Annotated in this window: 18 protein-coding genes; 17 read left to right on the top strand and 1 reads right to left on the bottom strand. The window is 51.3% G+C overall.

From position 1 onward, the window contains the following. Positions 1-41: 41 nt before the first annotated feature. On the bottom strand, positions 42-833 hold the full coding sequence (map, locus tag EYY67_RS15785; RefSeq protein ID WP_131693852.1) for a type I methionyl aminopeptidase: 792 nt from the start codon (positions 831-833) through the stop codon (positions 42-44). A 367-nt stretch (positions 834-1,200) separates the two neighbouring features. Between map and rpsB the strand changes: the two genes are divergently transcribed. From rpsB to accA, 17 genes are all read left to right on the top strand, one after another. Continuing rightward, positions 1,201-1,926, top strand: a complete 726-nt coding sequence (rpsB, locus tag EYY67_RS15780; RefSeq protein ID WP_095923217.1) for a 30S ribosomal protein S2 — start codon at positions 1,201-1,203, stop codon at positions 1,924-1,926. A gap of 147 nt (positions 1,927-2,073) precedes the next feature. Further along, entirely contained in the window at positions 2,074-2,925 is an 852-nt protein-coding gene (tsf, locus tag EYY67_RS15775; RefSeq protein WP_131693851.1) for a translation elongation factor Ts, read from the top strand. Between the two features lie 158 nt (positions 2,926-3,083). Next, positions 3,084-3,815, top strand: coding sequence for a UMP kinase (pyrH, locus tag EYY67_RS15770; RefSeq protein ID WP_095923215.1), 732 nt, complete (start codon positions 3,084-3,086; stop codon positions 3,813-3,815). 108 nt (positions 3,816-3,923) lie between these two features. Further along, positions 3,924-4,481 carry a ribosome recycling factor gene (gene frr / locus EYY67_RS15765; RefSeq protein WP_013574196.1) on the top strand — a complete coding sequence of 186 codons (558 nt, stop codon included), beginning with the start codon at positions 3,924-3,926 and terminating at the stop codon, positions 4,479-4,481. Between the two features lie 156 nt (positions 4,482-4,637). Then, positions 4,638-5,831 (top strand): 1-deoxy-D-xylulose-5-phosphate reductoisomerase, encoded by a 1,194-nt coding sequence (gene ispC, locus EYY67_RS15760; protein ID WP_131693850.1) that lies wholly within the window; start codon positions 4,638-4,640, stop codon positions 5,829-5,831. 287 nt (positions 5,832-6,118) lie between these two features. Then, on the top strand, positions 6,119-6,877 hold the full coding sequence (gene ispU, locus EYY67_RS15755; protein ID WP_095923213.1) for a (2E,6E)-farnesyl-diphosphate-specific ditrans,polycis-undecaprenyl-diphosphate synthase: 759 nt from the start codon (positions 6,119-6,121) through the stop codon (positions 6,875-6,877). A gap of 9 nt (positions 6,878-6,886) precedes the next feature. Next, entirely contained in the window at positions 6,887-7,735 is an 849-nt protein-coding gene (gene cdsA / locus EYY67_RS15750; RefSeq protein WP_095923212.1) for a phosphatidate cytidylyltransferase, read from the top strand. A 41-nt stretch (positions 7,736-7,776) separates the two neighbouring features. Next, a complete protein-coding gene (gene rseP / locus EYY67_RS15745) occupies positions 7,777-9,132 on the top strand; it encodes a sigma E protease regulator RseP (protein WP_095923211.1) in 1,356 nt (451 codons plus the stop codon). A 36-nt stretch (positions 9,133-9,168) separates the two neighbouring features. Then, positions 9,169-11,589 (top strand): outer membrane protein assembly factor BamA, encoded by a 2,421-nt coding sequence (gene bamA / locus EYY67_RS15740; protein WP_095923210.1) that lies wholly within the window; start codon positions 9,169-9,171, stop codon positions 11,587-11,589. A gap of 152 nt (positions 11,590-11,741) precedes the next feature. Further along, positions 11,742-12,239: a molecular chaperone Skp gene (gene skp, locus EYY67_RS15735; RefSeq protein ID WP_095923209.1), complete on the top strand. Its 498-nt coding sequence runs from the start codon at positions 11,742-11,744 to the stop codon at positions 12,237-12,239. 2 nt (positions 12,240-12,241) lie between these two features. Then, positions 12,242-13,264 carry a UDP-3-O-(3-hydroxymyristoyl)glucosamine N-acyltransferase gene (gene lpxD, locus EYY67_RS15730; RefSeq protein WP_095923208.1) on the top strand — a complete coding sequence of 341 codons (1,023 nt, stop codon included), beginning with the start codon at positions 12,242-12,244 and terminating at the stop codon, positions 13,262-13,264. Between the two features lie 148 nt (positions 13,265-13,412). Then, on the top strand, positions 13,413-13,868 hold the full coding sequence (gene fabZ, locus EYY67_RS15725) for a 3-hydroxyacyl-ACP dehydratase FabZ (RefSeq protein WP_095923207.1): 456 nt from the start codon (positions 13,413-13,415) through the stop codon (positions 13,866-13,868). A gap of 3 nt (positions 13,869-13,871) precedes the next feature. Then, entirely contained in the window at positions 13,872-14,660 is a 789-nt protein-coding gene (gene lpxA, locus EYY67_RS15720) for an acyl-ACP--UDP-N-acetylglucosamine O-acyltransferase (protein ID WP_095923206.1), read from the top strand. Between the two features lie 18 nt (positions 14,661-14,678). Beyond that, positions 14,679-15,827, top strand: a complete 1,149-nt coding sequence (gene lpxB / locus EYY67_RS15715) for a lipid-A-disaccharide synthase (RefSeq protein WP_131693849.1) — start codon at positions 14,679-14,681, stop codon at positions 15,825-15,827. Beyond that, the gene (rnhB, locus tag EYY67_RS15710) at positions 15,824-16,420 is read left to right on the top strand and encodes a ribonuclease HII (protein WP_119822817.1); all 597 of its coding nucleotides are present in this window, start codon (positions 15,824-15,826) and stop codon (positions 16,418-16,420) included. The genes lpxB and rnhB overlap by 4 nt, the downstream gene beginning before the upstream one ends. Before the next feature lie 71 nt (positions 16,421-16,491). Further along, entirely contained in the window at positions 16,492-19,974 is a 3,483-nt protein-coding gene (dnaE, locus tag EYY67_RS15705; protein WP_131693848.1) for a DNA polymerase III subunit alpha, read from the top strand. Between the two features lie 12 nt (positions 19,975-19,986). Then, positions 19,987-20,946, top strand: a complete 960-nt coding sequence (gene accA / locus EYY67_RS15700; protein ID WP_013574209.1) for an acetyl-CoA carboxylase carboxyl transferase subunit alpha — start codon at positions 19,987-19,989, stop codon at positions 20,944-20,946. Positions 20,947-21,039: the final 93 nt, after the last annotated feature.

Genomic DNA, 21,039 nt, shown 5'->3' with positions numbered 1-21,039 from the left:
TGATTCACAGATTTATACCCTCTCCGCAGAGCGGGTGACTGTTAGTCGTGCGTCAGAATAGCCGGGATGGTGTCATCCTTACGCAGCGTCATAATTTCACAACCGTTATCTGTCACCACAATAGTATGCTCGTACTGAGCCGACAAGCTGCGATCTTTAGTTTTTACTGTCCAGCCGTCTTTCATGGTGCGGATACGGTAATCGCCCGCGTTGACCATAGGTTCAACCGTGAACGCCATCCCCGCCTGCAACACCACGCCGCCGTCATCCGCATCGTAATGCAGAACCTGAGGTTCTTCGTGGAAACCTTCACCGATGCCATGACCGCAATATTCGCGCACCACCGAGAATTTCTCGGCTTCCACGAACTTCTGGATCTCTTTACCCAGCGTGCGCAGGCGGATACCCGGCTTGATCATGCGCAGCGCGATATACAAACTTTCCTGGGTGATGCGGCACAGGCGTTCGCCAAGGATCGTGGGTTTACCCGCGATGAACATTTTTGAAGTGTCACCGTGGAAACCGTCTTTAATGACGGTCACGTCAATGTTGACGATATCGCCATCTTTAAGGATTTTATCTTCGCTCGGAATGCCGTGGCACACCACTTCGTTAACGGAGATACACACGGATTTCGGGAAACCGTGGTAATCCAGACAGGCAGAAACCGCCTGTTGTTTGTTCAGGATATGATCGGCACAAATGCGATCCAGCTCGCCGGTGCTGACGCCCGGCTTGACGAAAGGCTCAATAATTTCCAGCACTTCCGCGGCCAGACGGCCCGCCACGCGCATTTTTTCGATATCTTCAGGGGTTTTGATTGAAATAGCCATGTGTTGTCCTGCAGGTTCTGTGCATCAGGTGTGCTTTATTTCTACACCGATGTCGTCAATAATTAGCTGTGGCTTATGGTATCAGCCCTGATATTTGCTGCCAAACTATCATTTCCCGGAGAGCAATCCGGTGAACAAAAGTTGCTGCCGGGCCGTTATTTATGGTATAAAGCGCGCCGGCAATCCGCTCTGAGTCTTACGACGCTGAGGGATTAAAGCCAAAATCACTCATTGTGTACTTATTAACGTAAGTAATAACACACACGTATCGACACATACGCCGGGGTGCCCTGGGAATTCGTTCTACAGGGTCGGTTGTATGGGATACGTGGAGGCATAACCCCAACTACTTAATAGAGGTTTTATCATGGCAACTGTTTCCATGCGCGACATGCTCAAGGCCGGTGTTCACTTCGGTCACCAAACCCGTTACTGGAACCCGAAAATGAAGCCATTCATCTTCGGCGCTCGTAACAAGGTTCACATCATCAACCTTGAGAAAACTGTTCCAATGTTCAACGAAGCTCTGGCTGAGTTGCAGAAGATCTCCTCCCGTAAAGGTAAGATCCTGTTCGTTGGTACTAAACGCGCAGCAAGCGAAGCGGTAAAAGAAGCTGCACACAACTGCGACCAGTTCTTCGTGAACCATCGCTGGTTGGGCGGCATGCTGACTAACTGGAAAACCGTTCGTCAGTCCATCAAACGTTTGAAAGATCTGGAAGTTCAGTCTCAGGACGGCACTTTCGAGAAGCTGACCAAGAAAGAGGCGCTGATGCGTACTCGCGAACTGGCTAAGCTGGAAAACAGCCTGGGTGGTATCAAGGATATGGGTGGTCTTCCTGATGCTCTGTTCGTTATCGACGCTGATCACGAACACATCGCAATCAAAGAAGCTAACAACCTGGGTATCCCGGTATTCTCCATTGTTGATACCAACTCCGATCCGGATGGCGTTGACTTTGTTATCCCTGGTAACGATGACGCAATCCGTGCAGTAAATCTGTACCTGAGCGCTGTTGCTGCCACTGTCCGTGAAGGCCGTTCGCAAGATCTGGCTGTTCAGGCAGAAGAAAGCTTCGTAGAAGCTGAATAATAAGGCTAGCTCAGCAGAGCCCTTATTAACCAGGTATTGAAATATGTTGGTTAGGGGGCCTTTATTGGCCCCCTTTGCTTATCTTAAATGCGAGAAATATCTCACCGCAAAATACTTTTTTGTCCTGAGATAATCGAGGAAAATACAATGGCTGATATTACCGCTGCCCTGGTAAAAGAACTGCGCGAACGTACTGGCGCGGGCATGATGGATTGTAAGAAAGCTCTGGTTGAAGCAAATGGCGACATCGAGCTGGCAATCGAAAACATGCGTAAATCTGGCGCGATCAAAGCTGCGAAAAAAGCAGGCAACGTTGCTGCTGACGGCGTGATCAAAACCAAAATCGAAGGCAACTTCGGCGTGATTCTGGAAGTTAACTGCCAGACTGACTTCGTGGCTAAAGATGGTGGTTTCCAGGCATTCGCTGACAAAGTGCTGGACGCTGCTGTTGCAGGCAAAGTGACTGATGTTGAAGTCCTGAAAGCTCAGTTCGAAGAAGAGCGTATTCAGCTGGTTGCTAAAATCGGTGAGAACATCAACATCCGTCGCGTTGCGATCCTGGAAGGCGATGTACTGGGTAGCTACCTGCACGGCGCACGTATCGGTGTTCTGATTGCTGCTACCGGCGCTGATGAAGAACTGGTTAAACAAGTTGCGATGCACGTTGCAGCAAGCAAACCAGAATTCGTTAAGCCTGAAGATGTGTCTGCTGACGTAGTCGAAAAAGAGTACCAGGTTCAGCTGGACATCGCGATGCAATCTGGCAAGCCAAAAGAAATCGCAGAGAAAATGGTTGAAGGCCGCATGAAGAAATTCACCGGCGAAGTTTCTCTGACTGGTCAGCCTTTCGTTATCGACCCAAGCAAAACTGTGGGCCAGGTTCTGAAAGAGCACAACGCTGACGTGACTAACTTCATCCGCTTTGAAGTGGGCGAAGGTATCGAGAAAGTTGAGACTGACTTTGCTGCTGAAGTTGCAGCAATGACCAACAAGTCTTAATCATTACCTGATACACCCAAAATGGAACCGCTGCGAAAGGGCGGTTCCGTTTTATCCAGCCCCATATTCCTATTACATTGTACGTATCGTCATTCAGACCGCGCTATGATGTAAAGACCGACTATCCATTAAGACACATTGCTTCTAGGACAGACACCATGGCTACCAATGCGAAACCCGTTTATCAACGTATCCTGCTCAAACTCAGTGGCGAAGCCCTGCAGGGTAGTGAAGGTTTTGGTATCGACGCGAGTGTATTAGATCGTATGGCTCAGGAAGTGAAAGAGCTGGTCGAACTCGGCATTCAGGTAGGCGTTGTGATCGGCGGCGGTAACCTGTTCCGTGGCGCTGGCCTCGCACAGGCGGGCATGAATCGTGTTGTAGGCGACCATATGGGTATGCTGGCGACTGTCATGAACGGCCTGGCAATGCGCGATGCATTACACCGTGCGTATGTTAACGCACGCCTGATGTCTGCAATTCCTCTGAACGGTGTTTGTGATAATTACAGCTGGGCGGAAGCCATCAGCTTGCTGCGTCATAACCGTGTGGTGATTTTCTCCGCCGGTACCGGCAATCCTTTCTTTACCACTGACTCTGCAGCGTGCCTGCGTGGTATCGAAATCGAAGCTGATGTGGTATTAAAAGCCACCAAAGTTGACGGCGTTTATTCTGCTGATCCGGTGAAAAATCCGGAAGCGACGCTGTATGAAAGACTGACCTATCAGGAAGTGCTGGAACAGGAATTGAAAGTGATGGATCTGGCGGCCTTTACCTTGGCCCGCGATCACAATCTGCCAATTCGTGTTTTCAACATGAATAAGCCTGGCGCACTGCGTCGCGTGGTGATGGGTGAAAATGAAGGGACGCTGATTTCTAAAGCGGAGTGATCCTTCACAATTGAACATTGCGTTCAGCCAGCCTCTGCTGGCACGAGTATTCACGGACTATACTGATGTTATGGTCTGCCAGGTAACCCGCTTTCAAAGGTTAACAACGTGATTAACGAAATCAAAAAAGACGCTGAAATTCGTATGGAAAAATGCGTCGAATCATTCAAAACGCATATCAGCAAAATCCGCACCGGCCGTGCTTCACCAGGCATTCTGGATGGCATCATGGTGGAATACTACGGTTCAGCCACGCCTTTGCGTCAGCTGGCGCAGGTCACGGTAGAAGATTCCCGTACTCTGGCCATTTCCGTATTCGACCGTTCTATCAGCGCAGCCGTTGAAAAAGCGATCATGACCTCTGATTTGGGTCTGAACCCCTCTTCAGCCGGCGCAACGATCCGTGTTCCATTGCCAGCACTGACCGAAGAACGTCGTAAAGACCTGATCAAAGTCGTTCGTGGCGAAGCAGAGCAGGGTCGTGTCTCTGTGCGTAACGTCCGCCGCGATGCGAACGACAAAACCAAAGCACTGTTGAAAGATAAAGAAATCAGCGAAGACGAAGATCGTCGTTCTCAGGACGACATCCAGAAGCTGACTGACATCTTCATCAAGAAAATCGACGTTGCTCTGAGTGAGAAAGAAGCCGAGTTAATGGAGTTTTAATCCGGCCTGAATCTCTGCCAAAGCGCCGCAATTGCGGCGCTTTGTTTTTAAGGAGATTTAATTTTTTACCGGTTCGCACAATCTCATAGACAAGCCAGATAAGAGGTTTCAGACTGTGCACTTTCCGAATTTACGAGCGCTATCCCGGGCATTTTCATGAAACAAATGACTATTCTTGGTTCGACAGGGTCTGTCGGCACCAGCACGCTTTCCGTTGTCCGGTCTAATCCTGACGATTTCTCTGTTAAAGCACTGGTTGCAGGATGCAATGTTGACGTTATGGCGCAACAGTGTCTTGAGTTCCGCCCTGCGTATGCCTGCATGGCAGATGAATCCTCCGCCCGCCTGTTGCGGGCAATCCTGACCGAACAGGGAAGCCGCACTGAAGTTCTCTCCGGCCCTGACGCGGCGATGGAACTGTCTGCCCTTGATGATGTGGATCAGGTGATGTCAGCCATTGTTGGCGCTGCGGGATTGTTACCGACGCTGGCTGCGGTTCGTGCAGGCAAACAGGTACTGCTGGCGAACAAAGAATCGCTGGTGACCTGCGGCCGTATCTTTATGGATGCCGTTCGTCAAAGCCAGTCTCAGCTTCTGCCTATCGACAGCGAACATAATGCGATTTTCCAGAGTTTGCCTGAATCCGTTCAGAAACAGCTGGGATATGCTTCACTCAAAGAGCATGGGATTTCCCGTATCGTGTTAACCGGCTCCGGCGGGCCTTTCCGTGAATTACCGCTCGACAGGTTCAGCGACGTCACGCCTGATCAGGCCTGTGCACATCCGAACTGGTCGATGGGACGGAAAATCTCCGTCGATTCGGCGACCATGATGAATAAAGGGCTGGAGTACATTGAGGCGCGCTGGTTGTTCAATGCATCGGCAGCGGAAATGGAAGTCATTATCCATCCTCAGTCGGTGATCCATTCTATGGTGCGATATTGCGACGGAAGTGTGCTTGCTCAGCTGGGTTCCCCAGATATGCGCACGCCGATTGCGCATGCGATGGCTTACCCGCAAAGAGTGAAAACCGACGTCGACGCGCTGGACTTTTGTAACATGGGCGCAATGACCTTCAGTGCGCCAGATTATGCCCGCTATCCGTGCCTGCAACTGGCCATTGAAGCCAGCAATACCGGGCAGGCAGCCACGACGGCGCTCAATGCGGCTAACGAAATTTCAGTCGCGGCTTTCCTCAATGGCGAGATCCGCTTTACGCATATCGCGTCGGTTAACCGCCAGGTGATGGAAGCGTTAGTCAGCGCTGAACCCACTTCCGTTGAGGAAGTGCTGGAGATCGACACACAGGCGCGTGCCAGTGCAAGAGAAAAACTTCGTACATTTGCGTGATAACGCTGTTTTAGTACTTATGCAGCAGTTTGTTAGCATCACATTGAAATGGTATAGTCTGCGCCACACTGACAGTAGATTCGGCTTTTCACAGCCTGAACAGTACAGGTGGAATCGGTGAGCTGTCAGCGCAAGCCGTGCCTGCAAGGGAGACACGGCTTTTTTGCGCGTGTAGTCGCATCATGATAAACAGGCGCAGCGCAAGCTAACCGTCACGGCGTAAGCCAGAAAGAGTTAGGCACGCTGGAAAGCCGTTGTGTTCTGATAAAAGGAAATGAGTACGCGTTATGTCCCTCGAAAATCAACAGATGTCTGATATGTGTTGTTCTCAACCTCGCCATGTTGCCATTATCATGGACGGTAACGGACGCTGGGCAAAACGTCAGGGTAAAATGAGGGTATTCGGTCATAAAGCGGGAGTGAAATCAGTGCGCAAAGCGGTCAGTTTTGCTGCCAGTCATCATTTAGATGCTCTCACGCTTTATGCCTTTAGCAGTGAAAACTGGAATCGTCCGGCTCAGGAAGTCTCTGCATTGATGGAGCTGTTCGTCCGTGCACTGGACAGTGAAGTCAAAAGCTTGCACAAACATAATGTCAGGCTGCGGATCATTGGCGATGTCAGCCGTTTTAGTGCTCGTCTGCAGGAACGCATTCGTCGTTCAGAAACACTTACTCAAAATAACGACGGTCTTACGCTCAACATCGCTGCAAATTACGGTGGCCGGTGGGATATTATTCAAGGCGTTAAGACGCTGGCGGGTCAGGTCGAAGCCGGTACTCTGCGGGCAGAGCAAATTACAGAAGAATTGCTGAATTCAGCGGTCTGTATGAGCGAACTGGCACCCGTCGATTTGGTGATCAGAACCGGTGGGGAACATAGGATCAGTAACTTCCTGTTATGGCAAATTGCCTATGCAGAACTGTATTTTACCGATGTCCTCTGGCCTGATTTTGATGAAAATACCTTTGAAGGTGCGCTGACTGCTTTTGCACAACGTGAGCGCCGCTTCGGGGGGACTACACCTATCGGCGCTGATGCGTCCTAGGGAGAACATTTGCTGAAGTATCGCATTATCACAGCTCTGATTTTAATACCGATTGTTATTGCTGCACTCTTTTTACTGCCGCCGGTCGGCTTTGCCATCGTGACACTGGTTGTGTGCATGTTGGCGGCATGGGAGTGGGGACAACTTGCCGGACTCGCCACACGTAATCAGCGTATCTGGCTGGCGATTTTATGTGGTTTTCTGCTGGCGGCAATGATGCTGAGCATTCCCGCTTATCAGCAAAGTGTACATTTGTTGCAAGTCGGTGGCTCGTTATGGGCGGCACTTGCCTGGTGGTGCGTGGCGCTGGTGCTGGTCGTGGGTTATCCCGCTTCCGCCGCGTTCTGGCGTGAGTCCCGCGTATTGCGCGTCTTGTTCGGTGTGCTGACGATTGTGCCGTTTTTCTGGGGCATGCTCGCATTACGCCAATACGGTTATACCGAAAATCATCATACTGGCGCATGGTGGTTGTTATATGTGATGCTACTGGTCTGGGGTGCGGATTCCGGCGCTTACCTGTTTGGTAAACTGTTCGGCAAGCATAAACTGGCACCGAAAGTGTCTCCGGGGAAAACCTGGGAAGGTCTGATCGGGGGGCTTCTGACCTCGGCGCTGATCGCCTGGTTGTTTGGCCGTTACGCACCGCTGAGTGTGCAACCCGCCACCTTATTGATTTGTTCCGTTGTCGCGGCGCTGGCTTCAGTGCTGGGTGACCTGACGGAAAGTATGTTCAAACGCGAGGCAGGCATCAAAGACAGTGGTCATATGATCCCTGGCCACGGTGGGATCCTGGACCGTATAGACAGCCTGACGGCTGCGGTCCCTGTATTCGCCTGTCTGATGCTGTTAGTGTATTAATCCGTCGCAGACGGTGAAGTTTCTAAGGAATAGTTAGACATATGATGAACATACTCTGGAGCCTGGCCGCCTTTATCGTCGCATTGGGGGTGCTTATCACCGTGCACGAGTTCGGCCATTTCTGGGTTGCTCGTCGCTGTGGTGTGCGTGTTGAACGTTTTTCTGTCGGTTTCGGGCGTGCGCTGTGGCGTCGTACGGACCGGCAGGGGACGGAATATGTTCTGGCTATCATTCCTCTCGGGGGCTACGTGAAAATGCTCGACGAACGTGTCGAGGCCGTAGCCCCTGAATTTCGTCACCAATCTTTCAATAACAAAAAAATCTGGCAACGTGCTGCTATCATCAGCGCCGGGCCAATTGCCAATTTCATTTTTGCCGTTTTTGCATACTGGCTGGTCTTCGTGATCGGCGTGCCAAGCGTGCGTCCTGTTATCGCAAATATCACTGAAAATTCAATCGCTGCTCAATCCAATATTTCACCAGGAATGGAACTAAAGTCTGTTGCTGGTATCGAAACGCCTGATTGGGATTCAGTTCGTATGGCGTTAGTTGGCGAAATTGGCGATGATCAAACGACCGTGGGAGTGGCGCAATTTGGCTCGACTCAGGTGACTGAGAAAACGCTCGATTTGCGTCAATGGCAGTTTGATCCTGAAAAGCAGGATCCGGTGGTCTCTCTGGGTATGATTCCCCGCGGGCCGCAGATAGAATCTGTTCTGCAGGAAGTGCAGCCAGATTCCGCCGCGCAAAAGGCGGGTTTGCAAGCCGGAGACAGGATCGTTAAAGTCGATGGTCAGATTCTGGAAAATTGGCAGTCGTTTGTCATACAGGTACGTGACAATCCGGGCAAACCAATTGCACTGGAAGTTGAGCGGGCGGGAAATCCTGTCCCGTTAACACTGACGCCGGACACGAAGTCCGCAGGCAAAGGCAAGATACAGGGTTTTGCTGGTGTGGTACCGAAGGTGATACCGCTGCCTGATGAATATAAAACAATCCGTCAGTATGGTCCGTTCGTGGCGTTTTATGAGGCCGGGGATAAAACCTGGCAACTGATGAAACTCACCGTGAGCATGCTGGGTAAGTTAATTACCGGGGATGTAAAGCTGAACAATCTGAGTGGCCCAATTTCCATCGCACAGGGCGCAGGAATGTCAGCTGAGTATGGTTTGGTGTCTTACCTCACGTTCCTGGCACTCATTAGTGTCAATCTGGGGATCATCAACCTCTTCCCGTTACCGGTATTAGATGGTGGACACCTGCTGTTTCTCTTAATAGAAAAGCTCAAGGGTGGGCCAGTTTCCGAGCGAGTTCAGGACTTCAGTTACCGCATTGGTTCAGTTTTGCTGGTGTTGTTGATGGGGCTTGCACTTTTCAATGATTTCTCCCGTCTTTAAGGCCGGAGATTAGGTTAGGAAGAACGCATAACAACGATGGCGATCAAAAAGTTGCTCATAGCGTCGCTGCTGTTTGGCAGCGCCACCGTATACGGTGCAGACGGTTTCGTAGTGAGAGATATTCATTTCGAAGGCCTGCAGCGAGTTGCCGTCGGTGCGGCGTTACTCAATATGCCGGTTCGCGTCGGTGATACGGTTACTGAAGATGATATCAGTAACACCATTCGTGCATTGTTTGCCACTGGCAACTTTGAGGACGTTCGCGTCCTGCGTGATGGTGATTCTCTGATTGTTCAGGTTAAAGAACGTCCAACCATTGCCAGCATTACTTTCTCCGGTAACAAATCGGTGAAAGATGACATGCTGAAACAAAACCTGGAAGCCTCTGGCGTCCGTGTTGGCGAAGCCCTTGACCGTACAACCATCGGCAGTATCGAAAAAGGTCTTGAAGACTTCTACTACAGCGTCGGTAAATACAGTGCGTCGGTAAAAGCGGTTGTGACCCCTTTACCACGTAACCGTGTTGACCTGAAGCTGGTCTTCACCGAGGGTGTTTCTGCAAAAATTCAGCAGATCAACATTGTTGGTAACCATGCCTTCACGACCGATGACCTGATTTCACGCTTCCAGCTGCGTGATGAAGTGCCATGGTGGAACGTGGTCGGTGACCGTAAATACCAGAAACAAAAACTGGCAGGTGACCTTGAAACCCTGCGCAGTTTCTATCTGGATCGCGGTTATGCCCGTTTCAATATTGATTCGACGCAGGTCAGCCTGACGCCGGACAAAAAAGGCATCTACATCACGCTGAACATCACAGAAGGTGATCAATACAAACTTTCTGGCGTTGAAGTGACCGGCAGCATGGCGGGTCACTCAGCAGAAGTACAAAGCCTGACTAAAATTGATAAAGGCGAGCTGTATAACGGCGCCAAAGTCACCAAAATGGAAAACGACATCAAGCAGATGTTGGGGCGTTATGGTTATGCCTATCCACGTGTGACGACACAGCCAGAAATTAACGATGCAGACAAAACCGTTAAACTGCATATCAACGTGGATGCGGGTAACCGTTTCTACGTGCGTCATATCCGCTTTGAAGGGAATGACACCAGTAAGGACAGCGTACTGCGCCGTGAAATGCGTCAGATGGAAGGTGCCTGGTTAGGCAACGATCTGGTCGATAAAGGTAAAGAACGTCTGAACCGTCTGGGTTACTTCGAAACGGTTGATGTGGATACGCAGCGCGTTCCGGGTTCACCGGATCAGGTTGATGTTGTCTACAAAGTGAAAGAACGTAACACCGGTAGCTTCAACTTTGGTGTGGGCTACGGTACTGAAAGTGGTGTCAGCTTCCAGGTGGGTGTCCAGCAGGACAACTGGCTGGGTACGGGTAACTCCGTCGGCATCAGCGGTACCAAGAACGATTACCAGACGTATGCCGAATTCACTATCACTGACCCGTACTTCACCGTTGATGGCGTAAGTTTGGGTGGTCGTATCTTCTATAACGACTTTAAAGCAGATGATGCGGACCTGTCTGACTATACCAACAGAAGTTACGGTATTGGCGGCAACCTTGGTTTCCCAATCAATGAGAACAACTCATTGCGTCTGGGTCTGGATTACGTACATAACGATCTGTCCAATATGGAACCTCAGATCGCCATGTTCCGTTATCTGAACTCTGTTGGCCTGAAACCTGCGGTGACCACCAGTGACAACGCGGATGCTGACTTCAGTGCGAATGACTTCTTCGCCAATATCGGCTGGGGTTATAACAACCTCGACCGTGGCTACTTCCCGACAGCCGGGACGAAAGCCAGCCTGAACGGTAAAGTGACTGTTCCGGGCTCTGATAACGAATATTACAAAATCACTTTTGATTCAACCAGTTATCTGCCACTGAATCAGGATCGTGATTGGGTGCTGATGGGCCGTGCGCGTGCAGGTTACGCTGATGGTCTCGGCGGCAAAGAAGTGCCGTTCTACGATAACTTCTATGCCGGTGGTTCAAGCAGTGTTCGTGGTTTCCAGTCGAACACCATTGGTCCAAAAGCGGCATATTACAAATGTACTACGGCTAATACCTCGTACAGCGGTTGTCCGATTGATAACTCGGACGATGCAGTCGGTGGTAACGCAATGGCTGTATTGAGTGCGGAATTGATCGTTCCTACTCCGTTTGTTAGCGAGAAATACGCTAACTCCTTGCGTACTTCCCTGTTCGTGGACAGCGGTACCGTCTGGGATACCGGTTGGGAAAACACCCCGCAAACTATTGCGGCCGGCGTTCCTGATTACAGTAAACCAGGCAACATTCGTGTTTCTTCAGGTCTTGCGTTGCAGTGGATGTCTCCACTTGGGCCATTGGTCTTCTCTTACGCACAACCGATCAAGAAATACGAAGGCGACAAGGCAGAACAGTTCCAGTTTAACATTGGTAAAACCTGGTAACGTCCTGCCTGAACAGAGTTTGTTCAGCAGAATCGCAATGGCCTGATGCTGAAAGTGATACACGGGTTTCGGCCCGTGTATTGTTTTAGCATCCGGTGTTTTGTGTAATTTACTGTGCCAGATGGCACAACGGGTGATGGAAGGAGTTTATAGTGAAAAAGTGGTTATATGCCGCAGGCCTCGGTTTAGTTATGGCTTCTTCAGCCAGCGTTCAGGCTGCTGATAAAATTGCTATCGTTAACGTAGCAAGCATTTTCCAACAAATGCCTGCACGTGAAGCTGTAGCAAAACAGCTGGAAAACGAGTTCAAAAGCCGCGCGACAGATTTGCAATCTCAGGAACGTGATCTGCAAACCAAAATGCAACGTCTGCAACGTGATGGCTCAACCATGAAAGCCAGCGATCGTTCTAAACTCGAAAAAGACGTAATGGCTCAACGCGAAGCGTTCTCAGCTAAAGCGCAACAATTCGAGCAAGATAACCGTCGTCGTCAGGCTGAAGAACGTAACAAAATCCTGAGCCGTATTCAGGATGCTGTGAAATCTGTAGCCAGCAAAGAAGGTTATGATGTTGTTATCGATGCAAACGCCATCGCGTATGCTGACAATGACAAAGATATTACTGCTGATGTGCTGAAACAGGTTAAATAAACATGTCTTCAATTCGACTGGCTGATCTCGCACAGCAGTTGGATGCACAATTGCACGGTGATGGCGAAATTGCCATCACCGGCGTTGCTTCAATGCATTCCGCACACTCTGAGCAAATCACGTTTTTATCAAACAGCCGTTACCGTGAACAGTTGGCCTCCTGTACCGCAGGTGCCGTAGTGTTGACGGAAGCGGATCTGCCATTTTGCCCTACAGCGGCATTAGTGGTTAAAAACCCTTACCTGACCTATGCGCGTATGGCGCAATTGCTGGATACGACACCAGCACCTGCACAGGATATTGCTGCGAGTGCGGTGATCTCTGACAGTGCTTCTTTAGGTAAGAATGTCTCGGTTGGCGCAAATGCAGTCATCGAATCCGGCGTGGTGTTAGGTGACAATGTGGTCATCGGTGCCGGCTGCTTTATCGGTAAAGAAGCGAAAATTGGCGCAGGTACGCGTCTGTGGGCCAATGTTTCAATTTATCATCGTGTTGAAATCGGTGAGATGTGTCTGATTCAGTCCGGCACAGTGATCGGCGCTGATGGTTTTGGCTATGCCAACGATCGGGGTAACTGGATCAAGATCCCTCAGCTGGGCACCGTGATTATCGGTGATCGTGTTGAGATCGGAGCCTGTACCACCATCGACCGTGGTGCACTTGATGATACGATCATCAGTAACGGTGTCATCATTGATAACCAATGCCAGATTGCACACAACGTCGTGATTGGAGACAATACGGCGGTTGCGGGCGGTGTTATCATGGCCGGTAGTCTGAAAATCGGTCGTTACTGCCAGATTGGCGGAGCCAGTGTTATCAATGGTCACATGGAGATTTGTGACCAGGCCGTTGTGACAGGAATGGGAATGGTAATGAGACCAATCACTGAACCTGGGGTATACTCCTCCGGTATCCCGTTACAACCGAATAAAGTTTGGCGTAAGACGGCTGCATTGGTAATGAATATTGACGAGATGAATAAGCGCTTGAAAGCTGTCGAGCGTAAAATCGAAAAAGACTAATTACCACCTACGGTGCTGCTTTGTGTTCCCTTCGTTGAGTGAACCTGCGACATACGTTCCTATTTGCGGCCTGCCTGATGACCTTCTTTTGGGGTCTGGCAGGCCGTGTTATTGATGCCATCAGTTTTTTATAGACAGGAAGAGTATTTTGACTACTGACACTCATACTCTGCGTATTGAAGAGATACTGGATTTACTGCCACACCGTTACCCGTTCTTACTGGTTGACCGCGTGCTGGATTTTGAGAAAGGGAAATTTTTGCGCGCTGTGAAAAACGTTTCTTTTAACGAACCGTTCTTCCAGGGCCACTTCCCGGGCAAACCGATTTTCCCAGGTGTTTTGATTCTGGAAGCGATGGCGCAGGCCACCGGCATTCTGGCGTTCAAAAGCGTAGGAAAACTGGAGCCAGGTGAATTGTATTACTTTGCAGCAATTGACGATGCACGCTTTAAACGTCCGGTCTTGCCGGGTGACCAGATGGTTCTGGAAGTTGAATTCATTAAAGAGCGTCGTGGCGTTGCTCGTTTTAAAGGTGTCGCTAAAGTCGATGGTGAGATCGCTTGTGAGGCATCAATGATGTGCGCCCGTCGCCGGGAGTCCTAATACATGATAGACAAAACCGCCTTTATTCATCCAAGCGCTATTGTTGAAGACGGTGCCGTAATCGGCGCCGGAGTGCATATCGGTCCTTTCTGCTACGTGGGTTCCCAGGTAGAAATCGGAGAAGGTACCGAGCTTAAATCACACGTAGTTCTTAATGGCGTGACCAAAATTGGTCGCGATAACCGCATTTTCCAGTTCGTTTCCATCGGTGAAATTAACCAGGATCTGAAATATGCCGGTGAACCAACACGCGTTGAGGTCGGCGATCGCAACAATATTCGTGAGAGCGTCACCATTCATCGTGGTACCGTTCAGGGCGGTAGTCTGACAAAAGTGGGCAGCGATAACCTGTTGATGGTTAACGCGCATATCGCTCATGATTGTGTCATTGGGAATCGCTGTATTCTGGCGAACAACGCGACCCTTGGTGGCCACGTTGAAGTCGATGATTTCGCGATCATTGGCGGTATGACCGCAGTGCATCAGTTCTGCATTATCGGCGCGCATGTGATGGTTGGCGGGTGTTCTGGCGTGGCTCAGGACGTTCCTCCGTTTGTCATTGCGCAGGGTAACCACGCGACACCATTCGGTATCAATATCGAAGGGCTTAAACGTCGTGGTTTCGAAAAAGCCGATCTGCACGCTATCCGCAATGCTTATAAGTTGCTGTATCGCAGTGGTAAAACGCTGGAAGAAGCACAACCGGAAATCGCTGCTATCGCGGCTGAATTCCCGAAAGCTAAACCCTTCAGCGATTTCTTTGCCCGCTCAACACGCGGCATTATTCGCTGATCTGCGCTACGGAAAACAATGCAAAAGCCTGTTCTGACAATTGGTCTGGTAGCCGGTGAAACATCCGGCGATATTCTTGGCGCGGGTCTCATTCGTGCGCTGAAAAAGTATCATCCTGATGCCCGCTTTGTCGGAGTTGCAGGTCCGCTGATGCAAGCGGAAGGATGCGAAGCCTGGTACGAAATGGAAGAACTGGCGGTGATGGGCGTGGTGGAAGTGTTAGAACGGCTGCCACGCCTGTTGAAAATCCGCAAAGATCTGACCCGTCGTTTTAGCGAACTGCAGCCTGATGTGTTTGTGGGCATCGATGCCCCTGATTTCAACATTACGCTGGAAGGGCGCTTAAAGCAGCGCGGTATCCGCACGATTCATTATGTCAGCCCGTCTGTCTGGGCCTGGCGACAAAAACGTGTTTTCAAAATCGGGAAAGCCACGGATCTGGTTCTGGCATTTCTGCCTTTCGAAAAAGCGTTTTACGACAAATTCAATGTTCCCTGCCGTTTCATTGGCCACACGATGGCTGATGCAATGCCGTTGCATCCTGATAAACAGGCTGCGCGTCAGACTCTCAATATTCCTGATGATGTGCACTGTCTGGCGTTACTGCCGGGAAGCCGTCATGCTGAAGTTGAAATGCTCAGTGCGGATTTCCTCAAAACCGCGTTGCTGTTGCGGCAGACCTATCCTGATTTGCACATTGTTGTGCCACTGGTGAATGCCAAGCGCCGCGAGCAGTTTGAGCGTATTAAAGCGGAAATTGCCCCTGATTTACCGGCCCACTTGCTGGATGGCCAGGGTCGCGAAGCGATGATCGCCAGTGATGCCGCGCTGCTGGCTTCGGGCACGGCTGCGCTGGAGTGCATGCTGGCAAAATGTCCGATGGTTGTCGGTTACCGTATGAAGCCTGCCACTTACTGGCTGGCAGAGCGTCTGGTGAAAACACCCTATGTTTCTTTGCCGAATTTGCTGGCAAGACGGGAAATTGTGACCGAACTCCTGCAGACTGAATGCGTGCCGGACAAACTCTCTGCGGCATTGCTGCCTTTACTGGCCGGCGGTGAGAAAAGTCAGGCGCTGCGCGAGACTTTCCTTGAGCTGCATGAAAGCATCCGCCGCGATGCAGACGAACAGGCTGCTCAGGCCGTGATGGAGCTGGCAAACCGATGAGCGATATATTTATCTATCCGCAGGCCGTGTGTATCGCCGGCGTGGATGAAGTCGGGCGTGGCCCGTTGGTGGGCGCCGTGGTCACCGCTGCCGTCATCCTTGATCCCGCAAGACCGATCCTGGGGCTGGCGGATTCCAAGAAGCTGACGGAAAAGCGTCGTGAGGCGCTCTACATCGAAATTAAAGAGAAGGCGCTGGCCTGGAGCCTTGGGCGCGCTGAGCCGCACGAAATCGATGAACTGAATATTCTTCATGCCACCATGCTGGCGATGCAGAGAGCCGTTGCCGGTTTGGCTATCACGCCTGATATGGTGTTGATCGACGGTAACCGTTGTCCGAAGCTGCCAATGGCCTCACAGGCGGTGGTGAAAGGGGACAGCAAAGTGGCTGAAATCAGTGCGGCATCTATTCTGGCGAAGGTCACCCGCGATCGTGAAATGGTTGAACTGGATTTACAGTTCCCTGAATATGGATTTGCCAGGCACAAAGGTTATCCGACGCCGGTGCATCTCGAAAGCCTCGCCCGTCTCGGCGCAACCGCACATCATCGTCAGAGTTTTGCACCGGTGAAACGCGTACTCGGGCTGGCATAACGCCTCATGTGTTACTGCCCGCCCGGGTGAAAGAAATACACTTTTAATTCACTCATTTCTGGATCCTGGATATGGCCGAACCTCGTTTTATTCATCTGCGTGTACATAGCGACTATTCCATGGTGGATGGGCTCGCCAAAGTCGGCCCGCTGGTGAAATGCGCAGCGTCGCTCGGCATGCCTGCTCTGGCGATTACCGATTTTACCAACCTCTGTGGTCTGGTGAAATTTTACGGCGCGGCGCACGGTGCAGGCATTAAGCCGATCATTGGTGCTGACCTGAATGTGCAAAGTGAAATTCTCGGTGATGAGCTGGCTCAACTGACTGTTCTGGCGATGAACAATCAGGGTTATCAGAACCTGACGCTGTTGATTTCACGCGCCTATCAGCGTGGCTACGGCGCGGCCGGGCCGATTGTTGACCTCGACTGGCTGGCAGAACTCAATGAAGGGCTGATCCTGCTTTCCGGCGCAAGAATGGGCGATGTCGGTAAGTTTCTGACCCGTGGCAATGATTTACAGGTCAGTCAGTGTCTCGACTTCTACCAGCAGTATTTCCCCGATCGTTATTATCTCGAACTGATCCGTACCGGCCGTGCGGAAGAAGAAAACTATCTGCATGCCGCAGTCGCGCTGGCGACTGAACGCGGTCTGCCGGTGGTGGCAACCAATGACGTGCGCTTTATGGTGCCGACCGATTTTGACGCCCATGAGATCCGTGTTGCGATCCACGACGGCTTCACGCTGGATGATCCTAAGCGTCCGCGCAATTACACCTCACAGCAATATATGCGCAGCGAAGATGAGATGTGTGAGCTGTTTGAGGATGTACCGGAAGCGCTGCAAAACAGCGTGGAAATCGCCAAACGCTGTAACGTCACTATCCGTCTCGGCGAGTATTTCCTGCCGCAATTCCCGACCGGTGACATGACCACCGAAGATTTTCTGGTGGAGAAATCAAAAATCGGCCTGGAAGAGCGTCTGGAATTTCTGTTCCCTGATCCGGAAGTTCGCGCACAACGACGTCCTGAGTATGACGAGCGTCTGGATATCGAACTGAAAGTGATCAACCAGATGGGTTTCCCCGGCTACTTCCTGATCGTCATGGAGTTCATCCAGTGGTCGAAAGATAACAGTGTACCGGTGGGGCCGGGGCGTGGGTCCGGTGCGGGTTCTCTGGTGGCGTATGCCCTGAAAATTACCGATCTGGATCCGCTCGAATTTGACCTGCTGTTCGAACGTTTCCTTAACCCCGAACGTGTTTCCATGCCCGACTTTGACGTCGACTTTTGCATGGAAAAACGCGACCGGGTGATCGATCACGTTTCAGAAATGTATGGCCGTGAAGCCGTTTCGCAGATCATCACGTTTGGTACCATGGCAGCCAAAGCGGTTATCCGCGATGTGGGCCGCGTTCTGGGCCATCCGTATGGTTTCGTTGACCGTATTTCCAAACTGGTGCCGCCTGATCCGGGGATGACGCTGGAGAAAGCGTTTGCCGCTGAGCCGCAGTTGCCGGAAATCTATGAGGCTGACGAAGAAGTTAAGTCGCTGATTGACATGGCGCGTCAGCTGGAAGGCGTCACCCGTAACGCCGGTAAACACGCCGGGGGTGTGGTGATCGCACCGACAAAAATTACCGACTTCGCACCGCTGTATTGCGATGCTGAAGGCAACCATCCGGTTACCCAGTTCGATAAAAATGACGTGGAATACGCCGGGCTGGTCAAGTTCGACTTCCTCGGTCTGCGTACGCTGACCATCATCGACTGGGCGCTGGCGATGATTAACGCCCGTCGTGCAAAATCCGGCGAAGCCCCGCTGGATATCGCTGCCATTCCGCTGGATGACAAAAAAAGCTTCGACATGCTGCAACGCTCGGAAACCACGGCGGTGTTCCAGCTTGAATCCCGCGGCATGAAAGATTTGATCAAGCGTCTGAAGCCCGACAGCTTCGAAGATATGATCGCACTGGTGGCGCTGTTCCGTCCGGGGCCGTTGCAGTCAGGCATGGTAGATAACTTTATCGACCGTAAACACGGCCGCGAAGAGATTTCCTATCCGGATATTCAGTGGCAGCATGAATCCCTGAAACCTGTTCTGGAGCCGACCTACGGCATCATCCTGTATCAGGAACAGGTCATGCAGATCGCGCAGGTCCTGGCGGGTTATTCGCTGGGTGGCGCGGACATGTTGCGTCGTGCAATGGGTAAGAAAAACCCGGTAGAAATGGCCAAGCAGCGCGGCGGTTTTGAAGACGGTGCGAAATCACGCGGCATTGACGGCGAACTGGCGATTAAAATCTTCGATCTGGTAGAGAAATTTGCGGGTTACGGTTTTAACAAATCCCACTCCGCAGCCTATGCTTTAGTGTCGTATCAGACGCTGTGGCTGAAAGCGCACTATCCGGCGGAGTTCATGGCAGCGGTAATGACCGCCGATATGGATAACACCGAGAAAGTGGTCGGGCTGGTGGATGAATGCTGGCGTATGGGGCTGAAAATCCTGCCGCCTGATATCAACAGCGGCCTGTACCATTTCCACGTGAACGACGAAGGTGAAATCGTTTACGGCATTGGCGCAATCAAAGGCGTGGGTGAAGGCCCGATTGAAGCCATCATTGAAGCACGTAATGAAGGCGGCTATTTCAAAGAGCTGTTTGATCTCTGCGCACGCGCCGACGTCAAAAAGCTCAATAAACGCATTCTTGAAAAACTGATCATGTCCGGGGCATTTGACCGGCTGGGGCCGCATCGCGCCGCGCTGATGAGCTCGCTCAGTGATGCGCTCAAGGCGGCTGATCAGCATGCCAAAGCGGAAGCCATCGGTCAGGTGGATATGTTTGGTGTGCTGGCAGAGGCTCCTGAGCAGGTTGAAAAGTCCTACTCGAACGTGATGCCATGGCCGGAACAAACGGTTCTCGATGGTGAACGTGAAACGCTCGGGTTGTATCTCACCGGCCATCCGATCACCCAGTATCTGAAAGAAATTGAACGTTATGGCGGCGGCCAGCGTTTAAAAGATATGCATCCGACGGAACGGGGCAAAATGACCGTTGCGGTGGGGCTGGTTCTCGCCGCGCGTGTCATGGTCACCAAACGGGGTAACCGTATTGGGATCTGTACGCTTGACGATCGTTCCGGTCGTCTCGAAGTGATGTTGTTCACCGAAGCGTTGGAAAAATTCCAGCATTTATTGGAAAAAGACCGTATCCTTATCGCCACAGGACAGGTCAGCTTTGATGACTTCAGTGGCGGGCTTAAAATGATGGCCCGCGATGTAATGGACATCAGTGAAGCACGGGAAAAATATGCTCGCGGTCTTGCTATCTCGCTGACTGACAGGCAAATTGATGACCAGCTTTTGAACCGTCTCCGCCAATCGTTGGAACCACATCGATCGGGGACGATACCAGTGCATCTGTATTACCAACGAGAAAACGCAAGAGCCCGGCTACGATTCGGGGCGTCATGGCGTGTTACGCCAACGGACAAACTATTGCTGGATTTGCGAGGCCTGGTCGGTACTGAGCAGGTGGAACTGGAATTTGACTAAAATAGGAATGCTATGAGTCTGAATTTTCTTGATTTTGAACAGCCGATTGCGGAACTGGAAGCGAAAATTGACTCGCTGACTGCAGTCAGCCGTCAAGACGAAAAATTAGATATTAATCTGGACGAAGAAGTTGCACGCTTGCGCGAGAAAAGCGTTGAACTGACCCGTAAGATTTTCTCTGATCTGGGTGCCTGGCAGATTGCCCAACTGGCACGCCATCCTCGTCGCCCTTATACGCTCGATTACATCAAACATATTTTTACTGATTTTGATGAACTGGCGGGCGATCGTGCCTTCGCAGACGATAAAGCTATCGTTGGCGGTATTGCTCGTTTGGGTGAACGTGCAGTGATGATCATTGGTCATCAGAAAGGCCGTGAAACGAAAGAGAAAATTCGTCGTAACTTCGGCATGCCTGCACCAGAAGGGTATCGTAAAGCGTTGCGTCTGATGGAAATGGCTGAGCGTTTTAAACTGCCAATCATCACCTTCATCGACACCCCGGGCGCTTATCCGGGTGTGGGCGCGGAAGAACGTGGTCAGTCTGAAGCGATCGCCCGTAACCTGCGTGAAATGTCCCGTCTGAACGTTCCGGTTATCTGCACCGTTATCGGTGAAGGTGGCTCCGGTGGCGCACTGGCGATCGGCGTGGGTGACAAAGTTAACATGCTGCAATACAGCACCTATTCGGTGATCTCGCCGGAAGGTTGTGCGTCAATTCTGTGGAAGAGTGCGGATAAAGCCCCTCTGGCTGCGGAAGCGATGGGCATCATTGCACCGCGTCTGAAAGAGCTGAAACTGATCGACTCCGTGATCCCGGAACCTCTGGGCGGCGCTCACCGTAACGTAGAGGCGATGGCCGCTTCCCTGCGTGCACAACTGGAAGCTGACCTCAGCGATCTGGATGTGCTGAGCACGGAAGAATTGCGTAACCGTCGTTATCAGCGTCTGATGACGTACGGCTACTGCTGATCCTGAATGTGATTTCCGAAAGGCCGCGCACTGCGTGGCCTTTTTTTATGGCACGTTTTCTCTCTCCAATTTTCCTGCATTCTTAAATTTCCC

The sequence above is a fragment of the Rahnella victoriana genome, assembly GCF_004330295.1.
GTDB classification, from domain to species: domain Bacteria; phylum Pseudomonadota; class Gammaproteobacteria; order Enterobacterales; family Enterobacteriaceae; genus Rahnella; species Rahnella victoriana.
The sequence above is the reverse complement of the archived record's forward strand: the minus strand, read 5'-3'. Positions and strand labels throughout refer to the sequence as shown.